Here is a 20,282-nt window from a genome sequence, read left to right as displayed (position 1 = left end):
CAGCTGGCTCCTCTTTCTGGATAAAAGCACAAAGTATGTTATACTTATTATCAATTATTTAAATATGTTGGGAACTACGAGACTTTACTTAGTCACCTCCCCCCATAGTGGAAGGAGGCTGAGACTATATGTCTTTAGATCACATGAGAACAATGTTAACTACCATACAGGAATACCCTAACTGTGAAATTTCATTAACTTTCAATGATGACAACCAGCAGCCGGTATTGTATGTATGCTATAAAGAAAACCTATTTGAAGTCACACATGCCCATACACAGGCTGTTGACACATTTTATACGATAGAATCAACACTCAAAGCGATTGACAAAGAATTGAATTCTGAATTGCAAAAAAACCTCTGATTCAGAGGTTTTTTTGTTTGCCTGCGGGTCGGATAGCCAGTTTTCCTTGTACCCGCCCTTTATAAATGGAACAGTAAAACTGTCCCATTATCTCTTTTTTATATACCCAAAACAATGAAAGCCCTGCCTCTCTTTCATCCTTACGGCTCCGTGTCCGTGCCAGTGTGAATCAGGATTTGCCAAAAACTTTAGGGACAATTTTATCGAGTTGTATGGAGATACTTTGTCGTAGAAATATGAATGATTGAAATGGATGACGGCAGAAATAACAAAAGAGGTTAATTTTCTAATGGTGAGTTGGAGAAGTTGAGTGTCTTGGCAGCCTTACTTTGATTAAGGATATTTTAAGGCTGCTTTAACAGAAACTTTTTATTTGGTTTTCAGTGATTCCTTTCATTAATCCCAGTTCACTGATCAAAATTTCATGTGCGTTATTCAACATTTGTCTTTCGCTTGTGTTAAGTGCTTTTTCTTTCTTCATACGCATTAAATCGCGTACAACTTCCGTACATTCCTGAATTTTCCCTGTTTTTATTTTATCCATATTCACTTTAAATCGCTGCTTCCAGGGCAGTAATCTATCTGTTTCCCCATTCTGGAAAATATTCATAAGTTGCTTTAATGCAATGATGTCAGTAACAGGACGTATACCTGAATTCACTATCTTACCTGCAGGAATCATAACTTCCATATTGCCGACCAACATTTTAATGACATAATATTGTTGTTTTTCCCCTAAAACTTCCTTTTCTTCTATCGCTTTAATGATCCCTACCCCATGCATCGGATAAACAACATTATCGTCAATTTGAAACAAATAATCCCCTCCATATCGCAACTTCCTTAATCTTAACACACATGTATATTTTAATCAAATTTTTAATAGTACCACAAATTATTTTTCACTGTCAATAACTTACCCTTCTAAAATTAAAAAAAGCCAAGGGGACAGGTCCCTTGGCCCATTCCTTTAAAACAGGGACAGCAGACCTGCCCTTATGCCTATAAGCAGGGAGCAGCTTTTACTCAAACTGTATACTTAAATAAAAGCTCTCCATTCTGAGGATCTATTTCGTTCATATCCTCAAAACCGATACTTTTGTATAAACGATAAGCTGTCCTGTTTTCTTCTTTGATACTTAAGTAGATAACATTTACATCATATTGTCTTGAAGCGATATCAATCAGTTTTAACATCGCCAATTTCCCCAGGCCTTTGCCCTGATATCTTTCATCGATCATGATTCTGTCAATCCATGTATCTTTGTTGGGTCCAAAAGAGCCGTACATGGCAAAACCAATCACTTCTTCATCACTATATATAACCACTGGCTGCCATTCACTGTATGTACCTGCTTCTTCCAAACACTCATCAACAGTTTCAATGAATTTTTCCTGTCCGGGCTTTAGTTTGATCTTCCTGACTTCACATTCATTGGAAGCATCCATTTTTCTGATATGCACAATACTCATGAGTTAAGCTGAACCTCCACTCTTGGTAAAAAAAGCTCCCCTGGCTGCTGCTTAAATTCCGTTATTACAATAACATTTTGAGTGAAAGAAAAATGGTTAAAAGTGATATGGCTGTAATAGCATAAGCAAACGTGGATTTTTTGTTGTCTTTGAAGGCCTGGATGCCCAGAATGATCAGATTTAACGACAGTAAGATATAGGCGATGTATATCAGCTCTCTGTATCTATCATTGCTCAATGCGAATATAATAACACCCCTGGAAAAACGAGCATGGCCCTTAATTTTTTCTCCATCGTATCTCTCCCCTCATAAGATGCCTTCTCTATAATATACCAATATTGTCCAGACACCTGTACATTCCGAAACAAGAAAAGCCGCCTGGATGACAGCGGCTTCTGCTTTCAAGTATTCAAACCGGATGCAAAGAAATGTGATTCGTCACATATTCCTCTCGCTATATTTAACCCCAATGCCATCTAACCATTCTCTAAGCTTCATTCTGGGCATATACTCTTTTAATGTATAGATAAACGTGTCATTTTCACTTTCAAACTCCAGCTGTTCGGGCTTGCCATTATCAAGGACGATGACAACCTGATTAATATCATTCCAGAGAGTTACTTCTTCTTTAAATCCCTCCAGCGGTGCAGTGTGAATCCCTGTTGAATCAATATAGGTGTATGTATGAAGGGCACCAAATATAAGCACAAATGCAATCAATATGGCAAGCCCACCAATAGCCTTTATCCACAACTTCTCAAGCAAGAAAAGCAGAACACCTGCTGTTATAAGCAGACCGCCCACTATATTCACCATATAGGCTTTACTCGGCGTATCCTGAAAATAAACAGTATCCGGGAATATATTTATTTTTTGATAAAACATCAAGACTAAAAAGCCCAGAGGAAGCCAACCTAATGCAAAGATTAACCCTAAAGTAAATATCTTCGGCCTGTTTGAAAATTTAATTTCCAACTATATCCCCCTAAAAATGAAAATCGCAGACGGAAAAGCTCCCGTCCTAACATGGCGATTAGTATGTATGGGCTCTTATATATGAATATACGAATGAGGCAAGGCCAAAGTAACAGTATTTGGTAAAAACAGTCGAGTTTACGTTAGTAGTTTAACTGGCTGCCATAGTAAAGAATGTTAGCCTATACATGAAAGGTGTGTTATGGTTTTAATGAAGGACAAGAGACCTTTCTTAGTCACTCTTTATTAAGGGGGCGAAATTTGAAAAAAATCAATGTATTCTTAGATGACTACAGGAAACCGCCGGATGGATTCGTATATGTGAATACAATTGTGGAATGTTTAGAACTTCTCCGCACCTATGAAATTGGCCATTTATCACTGGACCATGACCTGGAAAGCAAAAGAGAAAACGGTATGCTTCTGGTCAAAATTATGGTCAGGGAAAAACTCTCTGCAGACCAAATAACCGTTCATTCAGCAAATGCGGTTGGCGGAAAAGCTATGTATAAATGCCTTAAGCTGGCACAAAGCAGCCATATTTACTCCTATGACACAACCCTCTCTTTAAGACCCCTGCCCTTGGATTCCTATACTCCCATGATGCTGAAACATTACCAGTAATATAGATTGGCCAAGGGATATGATTCTCTTGGCTTATTATTTTTTCCAGATATTTATAGCAAAAAATTCCCAGACATTACATCATTTCAAGCAATAACGTAATGAGGAGAGACTGTCCAAAACAGATGACTATGTCATTTTGCCAATACGTTTTAGCAAACAAGCTCCACCTGCCGCCAAATAAACTAAACAGCCTTGCAAACATGAAGGTGAAGATCCATATGCTCATGAATGTAATGAGTAAACCCATTCTATCCCTCCTATAGGTCGCGGATTGCAGTTGGTTTTGAAGATTGCACCAGCTGTCTTAATCTCTTACATCTACAATCTGCTCCCTCATCTGAACGATCCGGTAATACCCCCTGCAGAACACTGCGCCTTTCGGCTTGATTGCTATTAAGAAAGAATTAATGATATCTGCAGCTGAAATGATGAAATTAATCCAGCTTACAAATAAGAAAAGTGTTTGCATTTCTCTTGATACGAAAAGAGCCACTATGGCCGGCACCACTGACAATCCTATAAACGGCAGGCTCATAAAGACCAGGAATCTTCTTTTTGATAGTATGGTATTGGTATTCAGCCAAAAAAATGTTCCGCTGAATGTCAGGCTTATATCACCTTCTTTATATACGGTGATAATATGCAGAAGTTCATGAACAATAAAGACAGCAATTCCAATTAGAATGAGCATATATAGGGGTAATTCAGTAAACAGCCCTCCCAAGAGGCCAGGCACCAAAAACATAACAATCTGAAGTAAATAAGCAAATTTCATAAAATGTTCCCGGAACCAGCTGTTCTGTATGAAAGGGGTCCATTCAGAGGAATTCATATGTAATTGGGGCAAGTGGCGGAACCAATGAATCATAGGGGTGCTCCTTTAATTTTTCAGGTTGTCTTCGCAAAAAAAGAGGGTCAATATAGCCTTCCTGCCAAGTTATAAGGATCCATTTCCCAAGTCTCATAGGGAACGATATTCTTCGCTTTCATCGCATCCAGTGTCCGTGATTTCATGTGAGGCCGGGTTATGTATTGGCCAATATTGTGTTCATTTAAAAGCACAAACCTGGCTTCGCTTATCTCTTCAGGCGGGATTTTGATATCCCCTTTGATGTGCCATGCTTTAAAAACAACAGATAATATCTGCTTGGTCGAATTATAATAAACACCTGTGATGCCAACGGGCTTGATATGCAGTCCGGTTTCCTCAAGAACTTCCCTTACGACTGCCTGATCAAGCGGCTCCCCAAGCTCCACCTGGCCCCCGGGCATTTCCCAGGTATCCTTTCTCCATTGGACCTTAACCAGCAGCACTTCATTCTTTTCGTTTTCAATAAGCGCCGAAACCGCAATAATGTGTTTAGGTATTGTGTGCATATCAGGTGCTCCTATAGTTGATTTATATATAGATTCTAGAGAGAATATGAGAATTCCTTTTTTATCCAAATATTGCTGCGGTAAAAAGCTGAAGCTGCTCAGCTTACTTAACGGAACTAACCTGATTGTATATCACTGTTCATAGCGTTTTATAAACGCCAATGTCTTTTCGAACAGCTTCGGCTGGATTTCAGGATAAGTAAGGTTTACGGGTAAATCCTCAAACAGTTTGATCTCATCAATTTCTGAAGCAGGAAGCTGGCCCAATTCCCTTATTACTCCAAGGTATAGCCTTCCGTATTTTTTAACAGCCGTATCGCCTAATGAATAGTCACATATCGGGATCAACTCGCCATCTATACAGCCCGTTTCTTCACATAACTCTCTTTGCGCCGTTCCCTCCATGTTTTCTCCAAATTCTCTATGTCCTCCTGCAATTTCCCATGTGGTTCTATCCTTATGCCTGACATACACCCATTTTCCTTTGTAGATGGCGCTTATTACTGCAAACTTTAACTGCCTCTGGTCCACTATATCCAGTTGGTAAAAGTCAAGTTTCATATAATCGCCTCAGCAGCTTCCGTCCCCTTGACCTGCACTCGCACCTCACTCAAACACCTGCCTAAGTTCAATTTGCCCTTCCCCATTTCCCTGCGGGTCCGGCATCCGCTTAGCCCAACCGATGGCTTCTTCCTTTGACTTCACATCAATCAAAATGAATCCGGCGATCAATTCATTCGTTTCAGCAAATGGACCTTCTGTAATCACCGGATCTTCTCCCGGTTTCGGAAAAGAAATGCGCATCCCATCTGAACTGGGATGAAGGCCTTTCGCCATAACCCTTACACCTGCCTTAACTAGGTCCTCATTGTACTTCGTCATGGCTTCCATTAGTTCAGGGCTGGGAAGATTACGTCCTTCCGAATTCTTTGAGGCTTTGACGATGAGCATAAAGAGCATGAAAACCTCCTCCTTTTTCTCAAATTAGATTTGTCTTTTTTACATTCGACTCCGATAAAAACTAACTATGCCTCCAACTGCCCTGCAGCTTCCGTACATAGACAATCTGCCCAATATGATACGCATTGTGCGTGCATAGATTTCCAATAATAGCCCACCATTCTGCCGATTCAGGAAACCCTTCCACTTCACTTTCCAGCTTTTCCTCGGAAAGCAGATCCTGCCACTGAAATAGCACCTCTAACAGCCGCTCCTTTAAATCACTGAATGTTTTATTTTCCGGTATCCCAAAGCTTTCATCATTGCTCCCAATTGGCGCAACTGCATTGACGTGACCCTTTTGATACCTCTTTTGCCAGGTTTCATTCCAATAAATAAGATGCTGGACCAATTCGGCGATGCTGTTGCTCTCCTCATTCGGCTTCCAAAAAGCATCTTTTTCTGATAAGTCTTCAACAGCTTCTGAAAAAGGAACATACCAGCTCGGATCATTCGCATTTGCTGACAACTGGTCGGCCAGCAGATCAATAGCATGAGGCATACTTGCCACACTCCTTTGATAAGATAATGACTAATTCGCCGCAATTTCCTGACTTCCTGCCTTATGATAAACGAGCATAACAGAAACCTTGATCAGAACACCATTCATTATTTTCCAGTAAAATACATAAACAGAAGTATATGCAGGCAACAAATGTTAATATATAGAAAAAGGAGGTGGGCGTAATGCCTTTATGGATCATATTGCTGGCAATCGGAGCCTTTTTCTTAGGTTTGGGGAAATTAATTGATTTTCACTACAGCAGGGAAGGGCGCAGTATAAACACCTCAGCATTAAAGGAAAGTACGAAGGATAATTTAGGCGGGAGCGTTTATTTTCAATAAATAAATTTCAGGCGGCCACACCCTGGAAGGCAATTGAAAAAGAATAAAAAGGGGCTGAGACATATGGGAACAATGCACACTGAATATCAAGGCATAAAAATAACAGCCCCTGCAGATTGTGGAAATGCACCTAAAAAGAAGTTTCTATATGATTTCATAATGGCTGCTGCTACTAACGATTTTCATTTTATTTCTGAACACGCAAGTGACGATATTTGCTGGAATATAGTAAATGATAATTCAATACAAGGTCTTGAAGAGCTCGCTAACACTTTGAAGGCTGCTCCAAAAATAACTGAGGTGGAAATATTAAATATCATTACACATGGTAAAACAGCATCCGTTAATGGAACTGTGAAATTTGAAGACCATCATACAGACTCTTTTTGTAACGTTTACACTTTTGTTAGTGCTGGAAAAAACACAATAAAAGAGATTATTTCCTATATAATCAAAATGGATTAATCCATTTTGCCCTTGGCTGCTTTAGGGCAGCACCTATTCACCTTGCATGTCTGCTTCTCGACTAATATGCTTTATTCAATTGTTTGCACGCATAAAAAGAACCCTAATATTATTAGGGTTCCAGTAATTTTATATATTATCATTCAGGCCGCTCTATCGTAAAAACTTCGCCAATCCTGGCATAATCATTCCCAGCCAGTCTGCTGACGGCAGCAAGCCCCTTCTGGTCGATTCGTCCCTTGTCATATAGATCTTCTTCTATATGGAATTGTACAACCTTCCCGATGATAAAGTCGGTACCAGATGAGTCTGTACCACCTAACTCCAGGGCATGTTCCAGCACGCACTCCATCCGGATTTTTGCTTCCTTTACGCCAGGTACTGCTATTTTTTCGCTTGCCTCTGCTGTAAAACCTGCTGCCTCTATTTCGCTCTGGTCAGGAGGAAGGCTGGCCGCTGTCTGATTGACCTTTTCGACATTGAGCTCATCAACGATGTGAACCACAAATTCCTTTGACTCGAGAATGTTTCTGGCTGTATCCTTCTGCCTTCCCTGCGCACGCTGGATGGATAGGGATATCATGGGCGGGTTGGCCGAGACAATGTTGAAATAGCTGAATGGTGCACCGTTCACCACACCACCCTTTGAGAGGGTAGTCACAAAAGCAATGGGCCTCGGGATGATGCTGCCGATGAGAAATTTGTAATTCTCTCTTTCCGGCAGGCTGGCAGGATCAATGGAAAGCATTTGAATCATTCCTTTGCAAGTTAATCTAATTCTCTTACACTAATCGGGATTAGACTATGTTCTAACTGCTCTCTGAACTGCTCATACTTCTCGGGAAGCATCAGCTTCTCTCCCATTGTAGCCTGTGATTCATCATGTGCAAAGCCTGGAGGATCTGTCGCTATCTCAAATAAAATTTCCCCATGCTCCCTGAAGTAAATCGCGTTGAAATAATTTCGGTCTTTTACTGGGGTGACAGCATATCCATTCTCAGCAATATAATTTCTCCAGCTCAGCTGATCTTCGTCATCACTTGCCCGCCAGGCGATATGGTGCACCGTTCCGACACCCATCTGGCCGCGGCCGGCCGGAGTCAATTTCAGGTCGATGATATTGCCGATATTGGCGGAAGAGCGGAAGCGTGCAATATCCTCTTCCACACCAACTCTTTCAAGCCCCATAACATTCTCCAGGAGGTCAGCAGTTTTTGCAGGCTCCGCCGATAACAGCGTCGCGCCCCCAAAGCCCTTGATCGCCACTTCAGGAGTAATGCCGCCGATTTCCCATGTGTTCGCTTCCCCTTCTTCTCTTTCCACAATTTCAAGATGCAGCCCATGAGGGTCATCAAATGCCAAGTATTGCTCACCAAAGCGCTCGATTTTTGTAAAAGGAACTTCAAACTTCTGGAGCCTTTCTGCCCAGAACCTCATGGCACCCTTTGGAACCATATATGATGTCACACCAACCTGACCATCCCCAATAACCCCTTGGCGGGCACCGGCCCATGGGAAGAAGGTGATGATAGTCCCAGGTTTCCCGCCTTCATCTCCAAAATAAAGATGATATGTGCCCGGATCGTCAAAATTCACTGTCTGTTTGACCAGGCGCAAGCCCAGCACCCCTGCGTAAAAATCTATATTCTCCTGCGGATGCCCTACAATCGCCGTAATATGATGAATACCCATTGTCTCTTTTTTCATATATATTCTCCTTTCAGTTTGAGCCAGGGGGACAGGTCCCTCGGCCCACTTGGGCCATGGAACCTGTCCCCTTGGCTCCCCTTTGCGCCGTATAACTTCTGAGCACATCGATCAATTAACTTGATCAGGATCTGCTCAACCTTTATACCCCTTTTTTATATTTAGGATATATACAGGTGCATGAAGCTGCACCTGTATATAATAGACTCTGCCGCCGCTTAGCGGATTGTGGAAAGAGCTGTTGACCAAGGGATCAGTTGATCCAGCATTTGATTGACTGAATCCTCTTGTACTTCTTTTGGTTTGAACTGATTGCCATTTTCAAAGTCTGTGAATAAAGACAGTGCCGGATGTACGCGGACGTCAGCTACTGACAATTCACCCAGAATGCCGCGCAAGTGTTCTGCAGCTCGCGCCCCGCCTACTGAACCGTAAGAAACGATTCCGGCTGCTTTATTGTTCCACTCAACACGCAGGTAATCCAGTGCATTTTTCAGTGCGCCTGTGATAGAGTGGTTGTATTCCTGCACAATGAAAATGAATCCGTCCTGGGCAGCAACGATTTCTGACCATGCAGCAGCCCCAGAAGCATCTGCGCCCGCTTCGCCAAGCAATGGAAGCTTGTAGTCAGCGATATCAATGATGGTATAGTTCGCGTCACCGCGCTTGTCAGCTACTTCTTTCACCCACGCACCTACTTGCGGGCTTACCCGTCCTTCACGTGTAGAACCTAGAATGATACCAATGTTTAATTTTGTCATTGTTTCTTCCTCCTCTTTTTTTGTTCCAAATAGTTTATTTAGAAAACCCATAGAATAGCTCCCCTTCCAACATATCTCCAGAGCCTGGGGGACAGGTACCTCGGCTCATTTGGGCCAATATGTCTGTCCCCTTGGCTCAACATATCTCGAATTCGAGATATGTTTTCAAAAAAAATTAAATGCGTTCTGCCCTGCAGCCGATTTTTTTCATTAAATCAATCGTTTGATTGACTTCATCCGCACTTAACTCATCGAACACTTCACCCATTTTGCTTTCATGCCGGGGAAAGACATGATCCATCAAAGCCTTCCCCTCAGCTGTCAGCACCGCATATATGACCCGGCGGTCTTCTGGGCACCCCTGGCGCCTCACATAATTTTTCTGCTCTAATTTATCCACCACATAGGTAATGCTGCTGCTCGAGATCAAAACTTTCCTGCCAATCATCTGAATAGGCTGATCACCCTTATGGTATAAGAGCTCAAGAACAGAGAATTCCGTAGGATTCAAGTCGTAGTTGGCTGCATCTTTGCGAATCGCTTCTTGAATGGCTTGGGAAGCACGTAGTATGACCGTTACAGCTTTCAACTTATCATTCATACGTTTTTCTCCTTTAACCGGCAGCTCTCCATTTCAACTCTTAATTATGCTGCTGGATTTACTTCTAGTTCCACTTTGATTTTAATATCCTTGCCTACAAGTACGCCTCCAGTTTCAAGTGCTGCGTTCCAAGTCAGGCCGAATTCTTCACGGTTGATTTTTGCTTCAGCTTCAAAGCCGTATACTTCAACACCCCAAGGATTTGTTCCTTTGCCGCCGTATTCTACATCAAAAGTGACCGGCTTTGTCACGCCCTTGATGGTTAAATCGCCTGTTACTTTAAAATCATCGCCGTCTTTTACGATGTTTGTTGATTTGAAATCAATCGTCGGGTAGTTTTCAACATCAAAGAAATCAGCTGACTTCAGGTGGTTCTCACGGTCCTCGCTGCGTGTATTAATGCTTGCAACATCGAATGTGAATGCGATTGAAGCTGTTGTCAGATCTGTCAAATCTGCTGCTTCCACATCTGCTGTATAAGAATCAAAAGAACCCTTCACCTTTGAAACCATCATGTGCTTCACTTCAAAACCTACTGCTGAATGCGATTGATCTACTGTCCACTTTGCCATTTAAAATCTCCTCCAAAATATAATTATTATTTATCTCGAATTCGAGACATGTTGTCAAAAAAATAAGCTGCGATGTTTATTCCGAAATAAATTATCTTTAATTCGAGATAAATTTATCATATATTGGGAATGGAAGTCAACAACTATTTAAAAGATTTTTTTTTGAGCCATGGGGACAGGTACCTTGGCCCATTTTTAAGGAGAGAGCCAAGGGACCTGTCCCCTTGGCCCACTGTTAGCGCTGAGAAGGCCAGGTTCCTTGCATCTTCCTTAATTGAATAATCTGCCCGGTATGGTAAGCATCGTGCAGCATGATGTCTAAGAGTTTTTCTTCAAGGTCATTTTGTTCAAGCCTTTCAGGCGTAATCCGGATGATTGCTTTCCTTACGCTGTGATGGGCCAGTTCTGCCCGTTCTATGACTGCTTTCCATCCTTTTCATCATTTACTTGGCCGGTGAGAGAAAAAGTTTCATCACCATCAAGATTTCGAGTCCACTCCCGTCCCGCTAGATTCGCCGCAAGTCTCTCTTTGTAATAGATAAGATGGTTTACATTCTCCCATATGGATTTTACCGCAGCCCCTTCCGGCTTCCAGCTGGCCTGTTCAGCGGATAGCCCTTCTATGGCAGGCTTCAATGGCGCATACCAGTTCTCCTTGTTGAAGGTAGTATCAAGCATCCTTAACAGAAATTCAGTTCGGTTCATTCCTGTCCTCCTTTTAATGGCTGATTCAGTATAGAATTTCACCAAAACGTTAATAAGTCCTGCTTAAACAGCAGACAAGGCGAAAGGTCACTTCCCTTGCTCCTCTTCATTTTCTTTTTTCTTTTCTGACATCAAGTAAGCAAATGTCACCCCTACCGCAATAAGGGAAACAATCACAGAATAGCGGAATATAGTAAAGAAGTATTCTGCGTATGGCGTTTCGATAGTTGAAGTGTATCCCTCCAAATTGGTTCTTTCATCTACCCTTTTCATAAAAGCCACCAATATAAAAAATGGAATAATAAATGAATAGATTCCTGTTTTCACTAAGATTTTTTCCATGGAAATCCCCTCTCTTTTGTTCTTTATTTCTCCCTAAGCTGACCATCCGGCACCCCGGCCGGCATAAAATTGTGATCACCTTTTGGCCCAGCAGCAGCCATGAACCTTAAGGCTGCTTCTTAATCCGGCTGCCTGCTTTCAATTTCAACATTCTGTTCAGCAAGCAGCGAATAAAAGGCGCTTCTCTTCACAATAAATTCACTTTGCAGGTCAAATTTGTATGTCCCGGCATCTTTTATATGAAACTCTAATCTGTAGGGAACTCCGTGTTTGCTTATTTGTGTGACTTTTTGAATGCTGTCCCATTCAAAGTTCTGTTCGCGGGCAAAAGGCGCCTTTACCTTTAACCCCTCCTCGGTCAGATAAGAATGGGTTTGAAAGGACTGCCAAAGGAAGAAGACTGCAATCGCAGATAAGAGGATATTGGATAGAATCAGCAGAGGCTTAAACTTTGAATCGGCTATACTTAAAAGTAAAGCCAGAATAACAAAGAGGATGGAATATCCGATGATAAACAGGAGATATGCTGTCTTAGGTGTACTGAAAAACAGATGATAATCAGGCTGAAAATAAAACTTCTGAATTGCATTAACGCCTAAAACACTGATTGGCAAACAACTGACGGCTAATATCAGGCCAAGAGCAAAATACTTCGGCTTTAAATCTTTTGTTTGTATAACTTCCAAAAAAACCACCCGCCTTTTTCTTTTGACTAATTTATACGGACACAAGCTCTAAAGGTTTCCAATTTTTGGGTCATTTATTTTTCGGTATAAAAAAAAGCCGCCTTGCTGGCAGCAAATGGACAACCCGTAATTTCACCTTTTTTCGCTATCATAATTGCAATCGTCACCCATAGTTCTTCCTTGATTACCAAACAGGCCAATAGCAACAGCTACCCCGATTTCTACAGCATTATCTCTGCTAACCAGCTTATACACTCGCCCGTAAACCTGTTGGGACCTAATGGCCAATCGAATGCAGGATCTGTCTAATATTCATAAGCTCCAACGCAATCATTACACTGGATTAGGCGATAACTGCCAAACAAATTACTTTTTTGAGAGTGTAAAGTTTATCACTCAATAAATTTCTCTCCCTTCTTTAGACTTGATGCCACATGGATAGGGGTTTCTCGGTTCTCAGCAAAATGGGCCACGGGACCTGTCCCCTTGGTTCAGAATGCCAGTTAATCTTTCTGAGCTTAGGAGCCAAGGGGAGCCAAGGGGACAGACCCCCCGGCCCAGTCTCAAAAAGAGCCAAGGGACCTGTCCCCTTGGCTCATTAATACATATCCTTCTGAGTAAAGTTCCAGAATGCCACAGCCAGGCAGGCAGCCGTCCATACGGCAAGGATGATCAATGAAAATGGCAGTGTCATTCCTTCTATCGGCGGTGCCTGGCCTTCCAGATAGTTGATCAGATCAAAGTTCAGGCTCACCAGATACTTGGAGCTTGTCCAGCTCGATCCGATGGAACTCAACAGGGTGCCGGCGATTAACACCGCCATCATCGCGCCTATTCCAGTCGCTGTGTTTTTCACGAGCACAGAGATCATGAGGCTGATGGTTCCAACCACAGCAGTTACCACCCAGGCAAGCCCGACTGACATGAGCAAGTACTCTCACATCGGCAGGGTATGGATGAATTCTGTTGAAAATTCCCCAGTGGCCGAAACCTGGAATCCGGTTAAAATTGGGGCTGTCCATCCGTCATAGCCAAGTATGAGTCCTGACACGGCATAACAGACAATCACCGTTGCCGCCATAAGCAGTGATGTATACAGCAAAACGGTCAGCCATTTGGCCATCAGGATTTTCCACCGTCTGACAGGCCGGGACAGCAAGGTTTTGATGGTGCCGTCATTGTACTCCCCGCTCACGATATCAGCCATGATGATAATAATGAATAATGGCAGGACAAGTGTAAGTCCCTGTGAGAAGAAGATTCGTATAAACGTAGGGGCCCCGGGATAGTTCGGGTTGATATCATTGTCGAGATAATATTGCTTTTGCTTGAGGTCAAATTCCAGGAACTGCCTGAACTCGTCCTGGATTCCGCTTGATGCCAGCCGGTTTTGCCGGTCGACAATCTCCTGCTGCAGGTCCACCCTCCAGTCCAGAGTGCCCTGCTTTTCAATTTTCTCCTGTATCTCCCGGTATTGTGCGTATGTAAACATGGAGACCAGAATGATCAAAATAAGTATGACAACCGGCAAGCGTTTTTTGGAGGCGATTTTCATTACTTCATTGCGGACCAGGCCCGCCATATTCGGATTAGACAATATGATCGCCTCCTGTCAAACTAATAAATAGGTCTTCCAATGTCTGCACTTTTCTTTCGATTGTCCATACCTCAATACCAGCTTTCAATAAGGCTTCATTCAGAATGAAAGTTTTACTTTCGTCCATAAGCGTGTGGATTGTATGGTCATCGTACAGCTCTGCAGCCTGGACATGGGGAGACTCATTCAAAATGGCGAGCGCCCGGAAAGAATCACTGACTCTCCAGTCCACACCTGATGACAGGGAATTGACCAGATCGCTTACGCTGCCGGTCTTTACAATCTTCCCGTGGCTCATTATCGCGACACGATCGGCCAGCAGTTCAATCTCACTTAAAATATGACTCGATACAAGAACGGAAAGACCTGTTTCATCGACCAGCTTCCTGATGAATGTGCGAAGATCTTTTATTCCCATAGGGTCCAAGCCATTTGTAGGCTCATCCAGTATAAGCACATCAGGACGGCCTAACAGGGCTTGTGCAATTCCCAGGCGCTGCCGCATACCCAGCGAATAGGTCCGCACCTGATCATCAACCCTTGCTGTCAGATCAACCAGGTCAATGACTTCCTGTATCCGTTCTTCATCGACTCCAGGCAGCATCCGCGCAAAGATCTGCAGGTTTTCGCGGCCGCTTAAATACTTATACAGTTCTGGATTTTCGACGATGGAACCGAGGCGCTGCATCGCCTTCACAAATTGCTTTCCGACATCAAATCCGCAGATCTCAACCTTCCCGGACGTTGGCTTGATGAGTCCGACAAGCATCCGGATGGTAGTCGTTTTTCCGGCGCCATTTGGACCCAGGAACCCAAATACTTCCCCCGGATAAATCTCAAATGATATTTGATCAATAATCGTCTTCTTTCCTATGATTTTCGTTACATTTTCCAATCTAACAGTTGGTTTTACGCTCATAGCATCACCCTAAGTTCTATTTTAGCGAAAAAATCAGGCAGTGACTCTTTTGAATACTCAATAAAGGAAAAGATTGATACAATCACGATAGAAGGAGAGGTCAAACGATGAAAAAATGGAAATGGCCGCTGTTTATCACACTATCCCTTGGCTTGACAGTTCTGTTTGGCTACGGCCTTGTCAGCGCCTATATGGATATTACCAATCCACCCCAGGCGCAGACATTGGCAAAATCAGAAGAAGCGCCTGCTACCCCGGGCGACACTTATATCGCACTCGGAGATTCATTAACAAGAGGTGTAGGCTCATCAAAAGGTGAAGGCTTTGTCTCGCTGACCGGGAATCAGCTCAAAGAGAATAACCTCGTTGAACGCTATCAGAACCTTGGCATAAGAGGCGCCAGAATCGAGGACCTGCTGGAGCAGCTGGAACAAAAGGAAGTCCAGAGAACGCTTAAAGAGGCCAAAATCATTACTATTACAATCGGGGGAAACAACCTGTTTAACAGCGGGGAAATCTTCAGCAATTATTCAGAAGAGACCGCGCTCGGCATCCTGGAAACCGAAATCCCCAACCTGGAAAAAGTCTTTAAAAACATTCGCGAAATCAATCCGGATGCCGTCACCCTCTATACGGGGCTGTATAATCCATTCAAGCAATCACCAGACGGAGAATCATTCGATTCTATCATACAAAAATGGAATGAATCAGCCCGCACACTAGGCTTGAAATACGGCATTCAAGTCGTCGATACCTTCAATCTCGTCATTGATGCCAAACGCGACCTGTCCAGCGATGTCTTCCATCCGAATGACACTACTTATCAGCAGATAGCAGATAGTACGTATCTTGTCATTGAAAAAAGCATTGTTGAATGAGCCAGGGGGACAGGTCCCATGGCCCAGCTTCACAAAGGGCCAAGGGACCTGTCCCCCTGGTTTTTTATTAACTCTATAGATTGTAAATCTCCGTAGCCTGCGGTTGGGAAAAGTTCAACCAGCCTTATTAGCAATTCTTTTGTTGATAGATCTTTATGTTTATAAAATACTTTACTACTGCATTGTCACGTTCAGCATTTCTGAGTATATGTTTATCGCTTGATACATAACCGATAAGTCGCCAGATGGTTTAGTATGCCGGATTAGCACCTCATTGTATGCCGAATAATATGGACCAAAATTCAGTTCAATCTGATTGACCTTAAATTCATCCTCACGGAAACAACAGGGCCACAGGGACAGGTCCCGCGGCTCAAATGAAAAAAGAGCCAAGGGACCTGTCCCCTTGGCTCATGTTTTAGGAAATGTAAATCCTTCACCGAACACATCCCGCACATCATGCACCACGACGAAGGCTTTTTCATCGATCTGCTGGATCATCTTCTTGAGAAGGAAGAGCTCCTGCTTGTTTATGACCACGTAGAGTATGTCCTTGGATTCTTTGGAGTAGTGGCCCCGTGCATTAATGATGGTGGCTCCCCGGTCCATTTCGGCGCTGACTCTTTCAGCAATGCTCTCAGTATAGGGGGAGATGATGGTGACGGCTTTCCGGGTGTCAAAGCCGTCGATTAGATAATCAAGAATTTTGGTGCTGATGTAGATGGAGATCCCGGTGTACATGGTATTTTCAATCCCAATGACAAAGGCCGATCCGAGAACAACGAGAATGTCGAACACGAACATGGTCGTGCTCACGGCCCAGCCGAATCGCTGGTTGAGCATGCGGGCAACAATGGTCGACCCGCCCGTCGTACCGCCGGATCGGAGCACGATTCCAAGGCCGATGCCAATGAATACACCAGCGAATACCGTACCCAGCATGATATCCAGCGAGCGCCCCATATCTTCTGTGAAGTGCAGGAATACAGATGTAAAGAAGATGGCAAGCAAGGTGTACCACGTCACCCGCTTATTAAGCACTTTATAGCCGATGGCAAGCAGAATCCCGTTCATCACAAAGTTCGTGTAGCCCGGGGACCAGTCCAATACATAAAAGAGGGTCATGGAGATCCCCGTCACGCCGCCCTCGCCCAGCTCATTTGGGATTGCGAACAGATTCACCCCAAGTGCAAAGAACAGGGATCCGATAATAATCAAGATAATTTCTTTTGCTGTCGAGTTCATACGATCACTCCGTTCCTTTAGAATACCAGAATACTATAGCATAAAGGAAAGGCCGCGGTGGAGCCAAGGGGACAGGTCCCTTGGCCCATCCTCAAAAAGAGCCAAGGGACCTGTCCCCCTGGCTCTTCTTATTTTGGTGTTCAAGTAATATACTGTTATCACAAATCTAAAATAAGAGGTGTATCCGTATGAGTGACAAAAAAGCTGTCTTAGATCACGGACCTTTTTTTCATGGCACGAAAGCAGCCTTAAAAATTGGAGATTTATTAGAACCGCAGCACATATCAAATTACCAGGATAAAAAATCAAATTATATATACTTTACTGCAACATTGGATGCTGCCAAATGGGGCGCTGAATTAGCAGCATCCTCTTCAAAAGAAAGAATTTATATTGTAGAACCATTAGGTGAGTTTGAAAATGATCCAAACTTAACTGACAAAAGATTTCCCGGCAATCCGACTCGCTCTTACAGGTCTAAATCCCCTTTGAAAATAACAGCAGAACTAAGCACATGGGAAAGACATTCCGACGAAGAAATAAATCATATGCTAGCCTCTTTAAAAAAGCTGCGTGAACAAGGAAAAGCTGTTATTTACGATTAAAACAAAGGCCACGGGGACAGTCCCGTGGCCAAGCTTCAAAAAGAGCCATGGGGTCTGTCCCCGTGGTTCTCCACCATAAAGGTAATAACGACAAATAATAAAAATGCCAGCAGGAGCAGTGTGCCGCCCACGATGAAAAAGACCATGACAAATGTTTCATTCAGCTGAAAGGGATTTAAGTTGTACATCCACATGCCTGCGGTCAATCCCAATGCTCCCGCCATTCCCAGCATACTATGGATGGCTACCAGCTTTTTATATTTAATCTTATAAGCTTTATAGAATATTCCCCATGCGAATACGGAAAGCCAGCCGACCAGCAGAATGTGCGCATGGACCGGCCTGAGGGCATAATCCATCTGACCTGCCATATGAGACCCCAAATAAGTGCCAATGACGCCAAAGATGGCGGCAAATCGAATTAACCGCAGACTCCAGATTTGTTCCATTTTCCTCTCCCCCACTATGCTTTTTTATATAACTGGAAGGGTGATTGTGAAAACCGTCCCCTCACCAGGCTTGCTCGCAACACTGATTTTCCCATGATGCAGGTCGATGATCTGCTTGACGATCGAGAGACCGAGGCCGGTCCCTCCTTTCTTCCTCGCTGAATCAACACGATAAAAACGGTCAAAGATCTGATCCATCTCTTTCTCCGACATCCCTGCCCCCGTGTCTTTAAATGTAATCACAAGGTCTGTTTCTCTTTTCTCCAAACCAATCCACATGCTGTCTCCCGGACTGCTGTACTTGATGGCATTGGTCATGAGATTATCCCATACATTCGTCATCAGCTCGGCATCATATTTGAATACACAATGTTCGAGATTATACGAGACTTCTATTTCTTTTTCCTCTATCAGCCATTGATACCTGCGGATTGCCTGTTTAATCTGCTTATCTGCCCGCACCTCTGATACCTTCATAGGGTACGCGTTTTGATCCAAAGAGGTCATAATCAATAATTGTTTGGTCAAATGAGAAAGCCGCTTTGATTCATCATTGATGATCTCCAAATACTGTACCCGTTCAGTCTCATTCACATCTGACTTCAAAAGTTCGGCATATCCCTGAATATTCATAAGCGGTGACTGGAAATCATGGGATACATTGCTGATGAAGGATTTCCGGGCTTCATCATTATGCTGTAATTGCCTCTGCATGGTGGTGAAGCTTTGTGCAAGCTGGCCAATTTCATCCCGGCGATTGATCGTCAGGTCATAATGGAAGTTTTCACGGGTCAACTCTTTGACCGCCTCTGTCAGCTGTGTAATCGGCTGGATCAGATGCTTGGCAAACCAAATCATTCCGATGATGCTGACGACCGAAACAGCCAGAATGAACCAGGCAAGAATCATATGGATATCAGAGAAAAGCAGTTTGTTATTTGGGCGGATAAACAATGCGAACTGCTGGCCATCAGAAGTAAACGGCACCCCGACCGTATTCCCTACCTCATTAGAAAAGTGGCCCATCATAAAGGATTGGCTGGAATCGTCACTCATCCCGTGATAAATCTCTTTTTTATCCAATACTTTCCGGGCTTCCCCTGGAAGATCTGTCTTCGAAAACGCCTCTCCAAAAAACTGTTTTTCCCCTTCCTCATTCAACACGAGCACTTGATATCCCAGCTTCCCTACCGATTCCAAATAGGATATCAGGGCAGTTTGGTGGCCTGGCATTCCTTCGATGCTCGAGACGATCTCCTCTGCAATCTCGACATTCTGGCTGTCGATCTTCTGCTTGGTCGTGGCCGTGTATACCCAGTTTGCCAGGAAGAAACCGGTGATAATACTGATAGCCAGGATCGAGAGGGCAGCAGCGACAAACTTCCGGTACAGCGTCCTCATCCGATAGCCTCCAGCTTATAGCCAATCCCTCTCACGGTTTGAATCTCAACCGTCGCCCCATGTTTCCTGAGGCGATCCCGGATCCGGTTGATATGGGTATTCAGTGTTTGTTCGCTTCCTTCATAATCAATTCCCCATACCTGCTCAATCAATAAGGCCCGCGGGGCAATCTTTGGAATGCGGGAAGCAAGAATGCTCAGCAATTCAAATTCTTTCAGCGGAAAAAGAATCGTCTCCTGATTGATCATCACCTCAAAGTTCTTGCGATCCAGCACCATATTCCCCGCCTTGATCACTGTTTCCATTGCCCGCTCCATCCTCCGCAGGACAACAGCTACACGATACAACAGCTCCTTCACCTCGAAGGGCTTAACAATATAATCTTCTGATCCGGACAAGAAGCCCCGCTCCTTATCATCCAGCTGTCCCTTTGCCGTCAAAAGAATCACAGGTATATCATAATCCTCTGACAAAATCTTCGTCAGTCCGAACCCGTCCATTCCCGGCATCATCACATCGACCACCGCTAAATCAACGTTCATCCCTTCTAATATCTTCAAAGCTTCTTCTCCATCATTCGCTTTGACTACCTGGTACCCTTTCCGGCTCAAATGGATGGAAACAAGCTTTTGAATATGGACATCATCATCTACAACCATGATTTTCATGAACGGACCTCCTATTGG

Annotated in this window: 27 protein-coding genes and 3 pseudogenes; 6 read left to right on the top strand and 24 right to left on the bottom strand. The window is 43.5% G+C overall.

The window, feature by feature from the left end; genetic code table 11:
• The first annotated feature begins 128 nt into the window (after positions 1-128).
• Positions 129-365: a hypothetical protein gene (locus Q9R36_RS12225; RefSeq protein ID WP_022544585.1), complete on the top strand. Its 237-nt coding sequence runs from the start codon at positions 129-131 to the stop codon at positions 363-365.
• A 355-nt stretch (positions 366-720) separates the two neighbouring features.
• On the opposite strand, the gene Q9R36_RS12220 is transcribed toward Q9R36_RS12225, so the two are convergent.
• The 3 genes from Q9R36_RS12220 to Q9R36_RS12210 all read right to left on the bottom strand — a co-directional run bounded on the left by Q9R36_RS12220 (position 721) and on the right by Q9R36_RS12210 (position 2,814).
• Positions 721-1,182 carry a CarD family transcriptional regulator gene (locus Q9R36_RS12220; RefSeq protein WP_148949985.1) on the bottom strand — a complete coding sequence of 154 codons (462 nt, stop codon included), beginning with the start codon at positions 1,180-1,182 and terminating at the stop codon, positions 721-723.
• Between the two features lie 209 nt (positions 1,183-1,391).
• The gene (locus Q9R36_RS12215; RefSeq protein WP_009794573.1) at positions 1,392-1,838 is read right to left on the bottom strand and encodes a GNAT family N-acetyltransferase; all 447 of its coding nucleotides are present in this window, start codon (positions 1,836-1,838) and stop codon (positions 1,392-1,394) included.
• A 439-nt stretch (positions 1,839-2,277) separates the two neighbouring features.
• Complete coding sequence (locus Q9R36_RS12210; RefSeq protein WP_311225192.1) at positions 2,278-2,814, bottom strand: HPP family protein; 537 nt, start codon at positions 2,812-2,814, stop codon at positions 2,278-2,280.
• Between the two features lie 261 nt (positions 2,815-3,075).
• Here Q9R36_RS12210 and Q9R36_RS12205 point away from each other — a divergent pair, with 261 nt between their 5' ends.
• Positions 3,076-3,438, top strand: a complete 363-nt coding sequence (locus Q9R36_RS12205) for a cyclic-phosphate processing receiver domain-containing protein (RefSeq protein WP_101548643.1) — start codon at positions 3,076-3,078, stop codon at positions 3,436-3,438.
• A 76-nt stretch (positions 3,439-3,514) separates the two neighbouring features.
• On the opposite strand, the gene Q9R36_RS12200 is transcribed toward Q9R36_RS12205, so the two are convergent.
• The 6 genes from Q9R36_RS12200 to Q9R36_RS12175 all read right to left on the bottom strand — a co-directional run bounded on the left by Q9R36_RS12200 (position 3,515) and on the right by Q9R36_RS12175 (position 6,319).
• Positions 3,515-3,688, bottom strand: a complete 174-nt coding sequence (locus Q9R36_RS12200) for a hypothetical protein (RefSeq protein ID WP_311225191.1) — start codon at positions 3,686-3,688, stop codon at positions 3,515-3,517.
• 57 nt (positions 3,689-3,745) lie between these two features.
• On the bottom strand, positions 3,746-4,309 hold the full coding sequence (locus Q9R36_RS12195) for a DUF3267 domain-containing protein (RefSeq protein WP_311225190.1): 564 nt from the start codon (positions 4,307-4,309) through the stop codon (positions 3,746-3,748).
• A 47-nt stretch (positions 4,310-4,356) separates the two neighbouring features.
• Positions 4,357-4,818, bottom strand: coding sequence for an NUDIX hydrolase (locus Q9R36_RS12190; RefSeq protein ID WP_035402953.1), 462 nt, complete (start codon positions 4,816-4,818; stop codon positions 4,357-4,359).
• Between the two features lie 132 nt (positions 4,819-4,950).
• A complete protein-coding gene (locus tag Q9R36_RS12185) occupies positions 4,951-5,379 on the bottom strand; it encodes an NUDIX hydrolase (RefSeq protein ID WP_101548639.1) in 429 nt (142 codons plus the stop codon).
• A gap of 45 nt (positions 5,380-5,424) precedes the next feature.
• Positions 5,425-5,778 carry a YciI family protein gene (locus Q9R36_RS12180; protein WP_101548637.1) on the bottom strand — a complete coding sequence of 118 codons (354 nt, stop codon included), beginning with the start codon at positions 5,776-5,778 and terminating at the stop codon, positions 5,425-5,427.
• A gap of 61 nt (positions 5,779-5,839) precedes the next feature.
• Positions 5,840-6,319: a DinB family protein gene (locus Q9R36_RS12175; RefSeq protein ID WP_101548634.1), complete on the bottom strand. Its 480-nt coding sequence runs from the start codon at positions 6,317-6,319 to the stop codon at positions 5,840-5,842.
• Between the two features lie 185 nt (positions 6,320-6,504).
• On the opposite strand from Q9R36_RS12175, the gene Q9R36_RS12170 reads away from it, so the two are divergent.
• Both Q9R36_RS12170 and Q9R36_RS12165 read left to right on the top strand, forming a co-directional pair.
• Positions 6,505-6,663 carry a hypothetical protein gene (locus Q9R36_RS12170; protein WP_165352622.1) on the top strand — a complete coding sequence of 53 codons (159 nt, stop codon included), beginning with the start codon at positions 6,505-6,507 and terminating at the stop codon, positions 6,661-6,663.
• Between the two features lie 63 nt (positions 6,664-6,726).
• Positions 6,727-7,128 (top strand): hypothetical protein, encoded by a 402-nt coding sequence (locus Q9R36_RS12165; protein WP_129613117.1) that lies wholly within the window; start codon positions 6,727-6,729, stop codon positions 7,126-7,128.
• A 139-nt stretch (positions 7,129-7,267) separates the two neighbouring features.
• Here Q9R36_RS12165 and Q9R36_RS12160 read toward each other — a convergent pair whose 3' ends face one another.
• From Q9R36_RS12160 to Q9R36_RS12115, 10 genes and pseudogenes are all read right to left on the bottom strand, one after another.
• Positions 7,268-7,876: a flavin reductase family protein gene (locus Q9R36_RS12160; protein ID WP_148950091.1), complete on the bottom strand. Its 609-nt coding sequence runs from the start codon at positions 7,874-7,876 to the stop codon at positions 7,268-7,270.
• 20 nt (positions 7,877-7,896) lie between these two features.
• The gene (locus Q9R36_RS12155) at positions 7,897-8,835 is read right to left on the bottom strand and encodes a ring-cleaving dioxygenase (protein ID WP_148949989.1); all 939 of its coding nucleotides are present in this window, start codon (positions 8,833-8,835) and stop codon (positions 7,897-7,899) included.
• 218 nt (positions 8,836-9,053) lie between these two features.
• Positions 9,054-9,647, bottom strand: coding sequence for an NADPH-dependent FMN reductase (locus tag Q9R36_RS12150; protein ID WP_009794591.1), 594 nt, complete (start codon positions 9,645-9,647; stop codon positions 9,054-9,056).
• Between the two features lie 124 nt (positions 9,648-9,771).
• The gene (locus tag Q9R36_RS12145; RefSeq protein ID WP_009794592.1) at positions 9,772-10,197 is read right to left on the bottom strand and encodes a MarR family winged helix-turn-helix transcriptional regulator; all 426 of its coding nucleotides are present in this window, start codon (positions 10,195-10,197) and stop codon (positions 9,772-9,774) included.
• Positions 10,198-10,241: 44 nt separating this feature from the next.
• Positions 10,242-10,769 (bottom strand): YceI family protein, encoded by a 528-nt coding sequence (locus Q9R36_RS12140; protein WP_253618916.1) that lies wholly within the window; start codon positions 10,767-10,769, stop codon positions 10,242-10,244.
• Between the two features lie 235 nt (positions 10,770-11,004).
• Positions 11,005-11,474 (bottom strand): annotated as a pseudogene (locus Q9R36_RS12135) (DinB family protein).
• 87 nt (positions 11,475-11,561) lie between these two features.
• Positions 11,562-11,816 (bottom strand): hypothetical protein, encoded by a 255-nt coding sequence (locus Q9R36_RS12130; RefSeq protein WP_094767857.1) that lies wholly within the window; start codon positions 11,814-11,816, stop codon positions 11,562-11,564.
• Between the two features lie 119 nt (positions 11,817-11,935).
• A complete protein-coding gene (locus Q9R36_RS12125) occupies positions 11,936-12,502 on the bottom strand; it encodes a hypothetical protein (protein ID WP_148949990.1) in 567 nt (188 codons plus the stop codon).
• A gap of 598 nt (positions 12,503-13,100) precedes the next feature.
• Positions 13,101-14,084: pseudogene (locus Q9R36_RS12120) on the bottom strand (ABC transporter permease).
• A 7-nt stretch (positions 14,085-14,091) separates the two neighbouring features.
• Positions 14,092-15,018, bottom strand: coding sequence for an ABC transporter ATP-binding protein (locus tag Q9R36_RS12115; protein ID WP_022544598.1), 927 nt, complete (start codon positions 15,016-15,018; stop codon positions 14,092-14,094).
• 107 nt (positions 15,019-15,125) lie between these two features.
• Here Q9R36_RS12115 and Q9R36_RS12110 point away from each other — a divergent pair, with 107 nt between their 5' ends.
• Positions 15,126-15,896: an SGNH/GDSL hydrolase family protein gene (locus Q9R36_RS12110; RefSeq protein WP_248138062.1), complete on the top strand. Its 771-nt coding sequence runs from the start codon at positions 15,126-15,128 to the stop codon at positions 15,894-15,896.
• 29 nt (positions 15,897-15,925) lie between these two features.
• Here Q9R36_RS12110 and Q9R36_RS12105 read toward each other — a convergent pair.
• Positions 15,926-16,238: pseudogene (locus Q9R36_RS12105) on the bottom strand (hypothetical protein); the annotation flags it as partial.
• A 69-nt stretch (positions 16,239-16,307) separates the two neighbouring features.
• Positions 16,308-17,141, bottom strand: coding sequence for a YitT family protein (locus Q9R36_RS12100; protein ID WP_009794602.1), 834 nt, complete (start codon positions 17,139-17,141; stop codon positions 16,308-16,310).
• Positions 17,142-17,329: 188 nt separating this feature from the next.
• Between Q9R36_RS12100 and arr the strand changes: the two genes are divergently transcribed.
• Entirely contained in the window at positions 17,330-17,746 is a 417-nt protein-coding gene (arr, locus tag Q9R36_RS12095) for an NAD(+)--rifampin ADP-ribosyltransferase (RefSeq protein WP_009794603.1), read from the top strand.
• Between the two features lie 35 nt (positions 17,747-17,781).
• On the opposite strand, the gene Q9R36_RS12090 is transcribed toward arr, so the two are convergent.
• The 3 genes from Q9R36_RS12090 to Q9R36_RS12080 are packed head-to-tail and all read right to left on the bottom strand — an operon-like array spanning position 17,782 to position 20,264.
• Positions 17,782-18,195: a hypothetical protein gene (locus Q9R36_RS12090; protein WP_022544600.1), complete on the bottom strand. Its 414-nt coding sequence runs from the start codon at positions 18,193-18,195 to the stop codon at positions 17,782-17,784.
• Positions 18,196-18,219: 24 nt separating this feature from the next.
• Positions 18,220-19,596: a sensor histidine kinase gene (locus Q9R36_RS12085; protein WP_311225189.1), complete on the bottom strand. Its 1,377-nt coding sequence runs from the start codon at positions 19,594-19,596 to the stop codon at positions 18,220-18,222.
• Positions 19,593-20,264 carry a response regulator transcription factor gene (locus Q9R36_RS12080; protein ID WP_148949994.1) on the bottom strand — a complete coding sequence of 224 codons (672 nt, stop codon included), beginning with the start codon at positions 20,262-20,264 and terminating at the stop codon, positions 19,593-19,595. The genes Q9R36_RS12085 and Q9R36_RS12080 overlap by 4 nt, the downstream gene beginning before the upstream one ends.
• Positions 20,265-20,282: the final 18 nt, after the last annotated feature.

The sequence above is a fragment of the Bacillus sp. AG4(2022) genome, assembly GCF_031844465.1.
Lineage (GTDB): Bacteria > Bacillota > Bacilli > Bacillales > Cytobacillaceae > Bacillus_AB > Bacillus_AB infantis.
The sequence above is the reverse complement of the archived record's forward strand: the minus strand, read 5'-3'. Positions and strand labels throughout refer to the sequence as shown.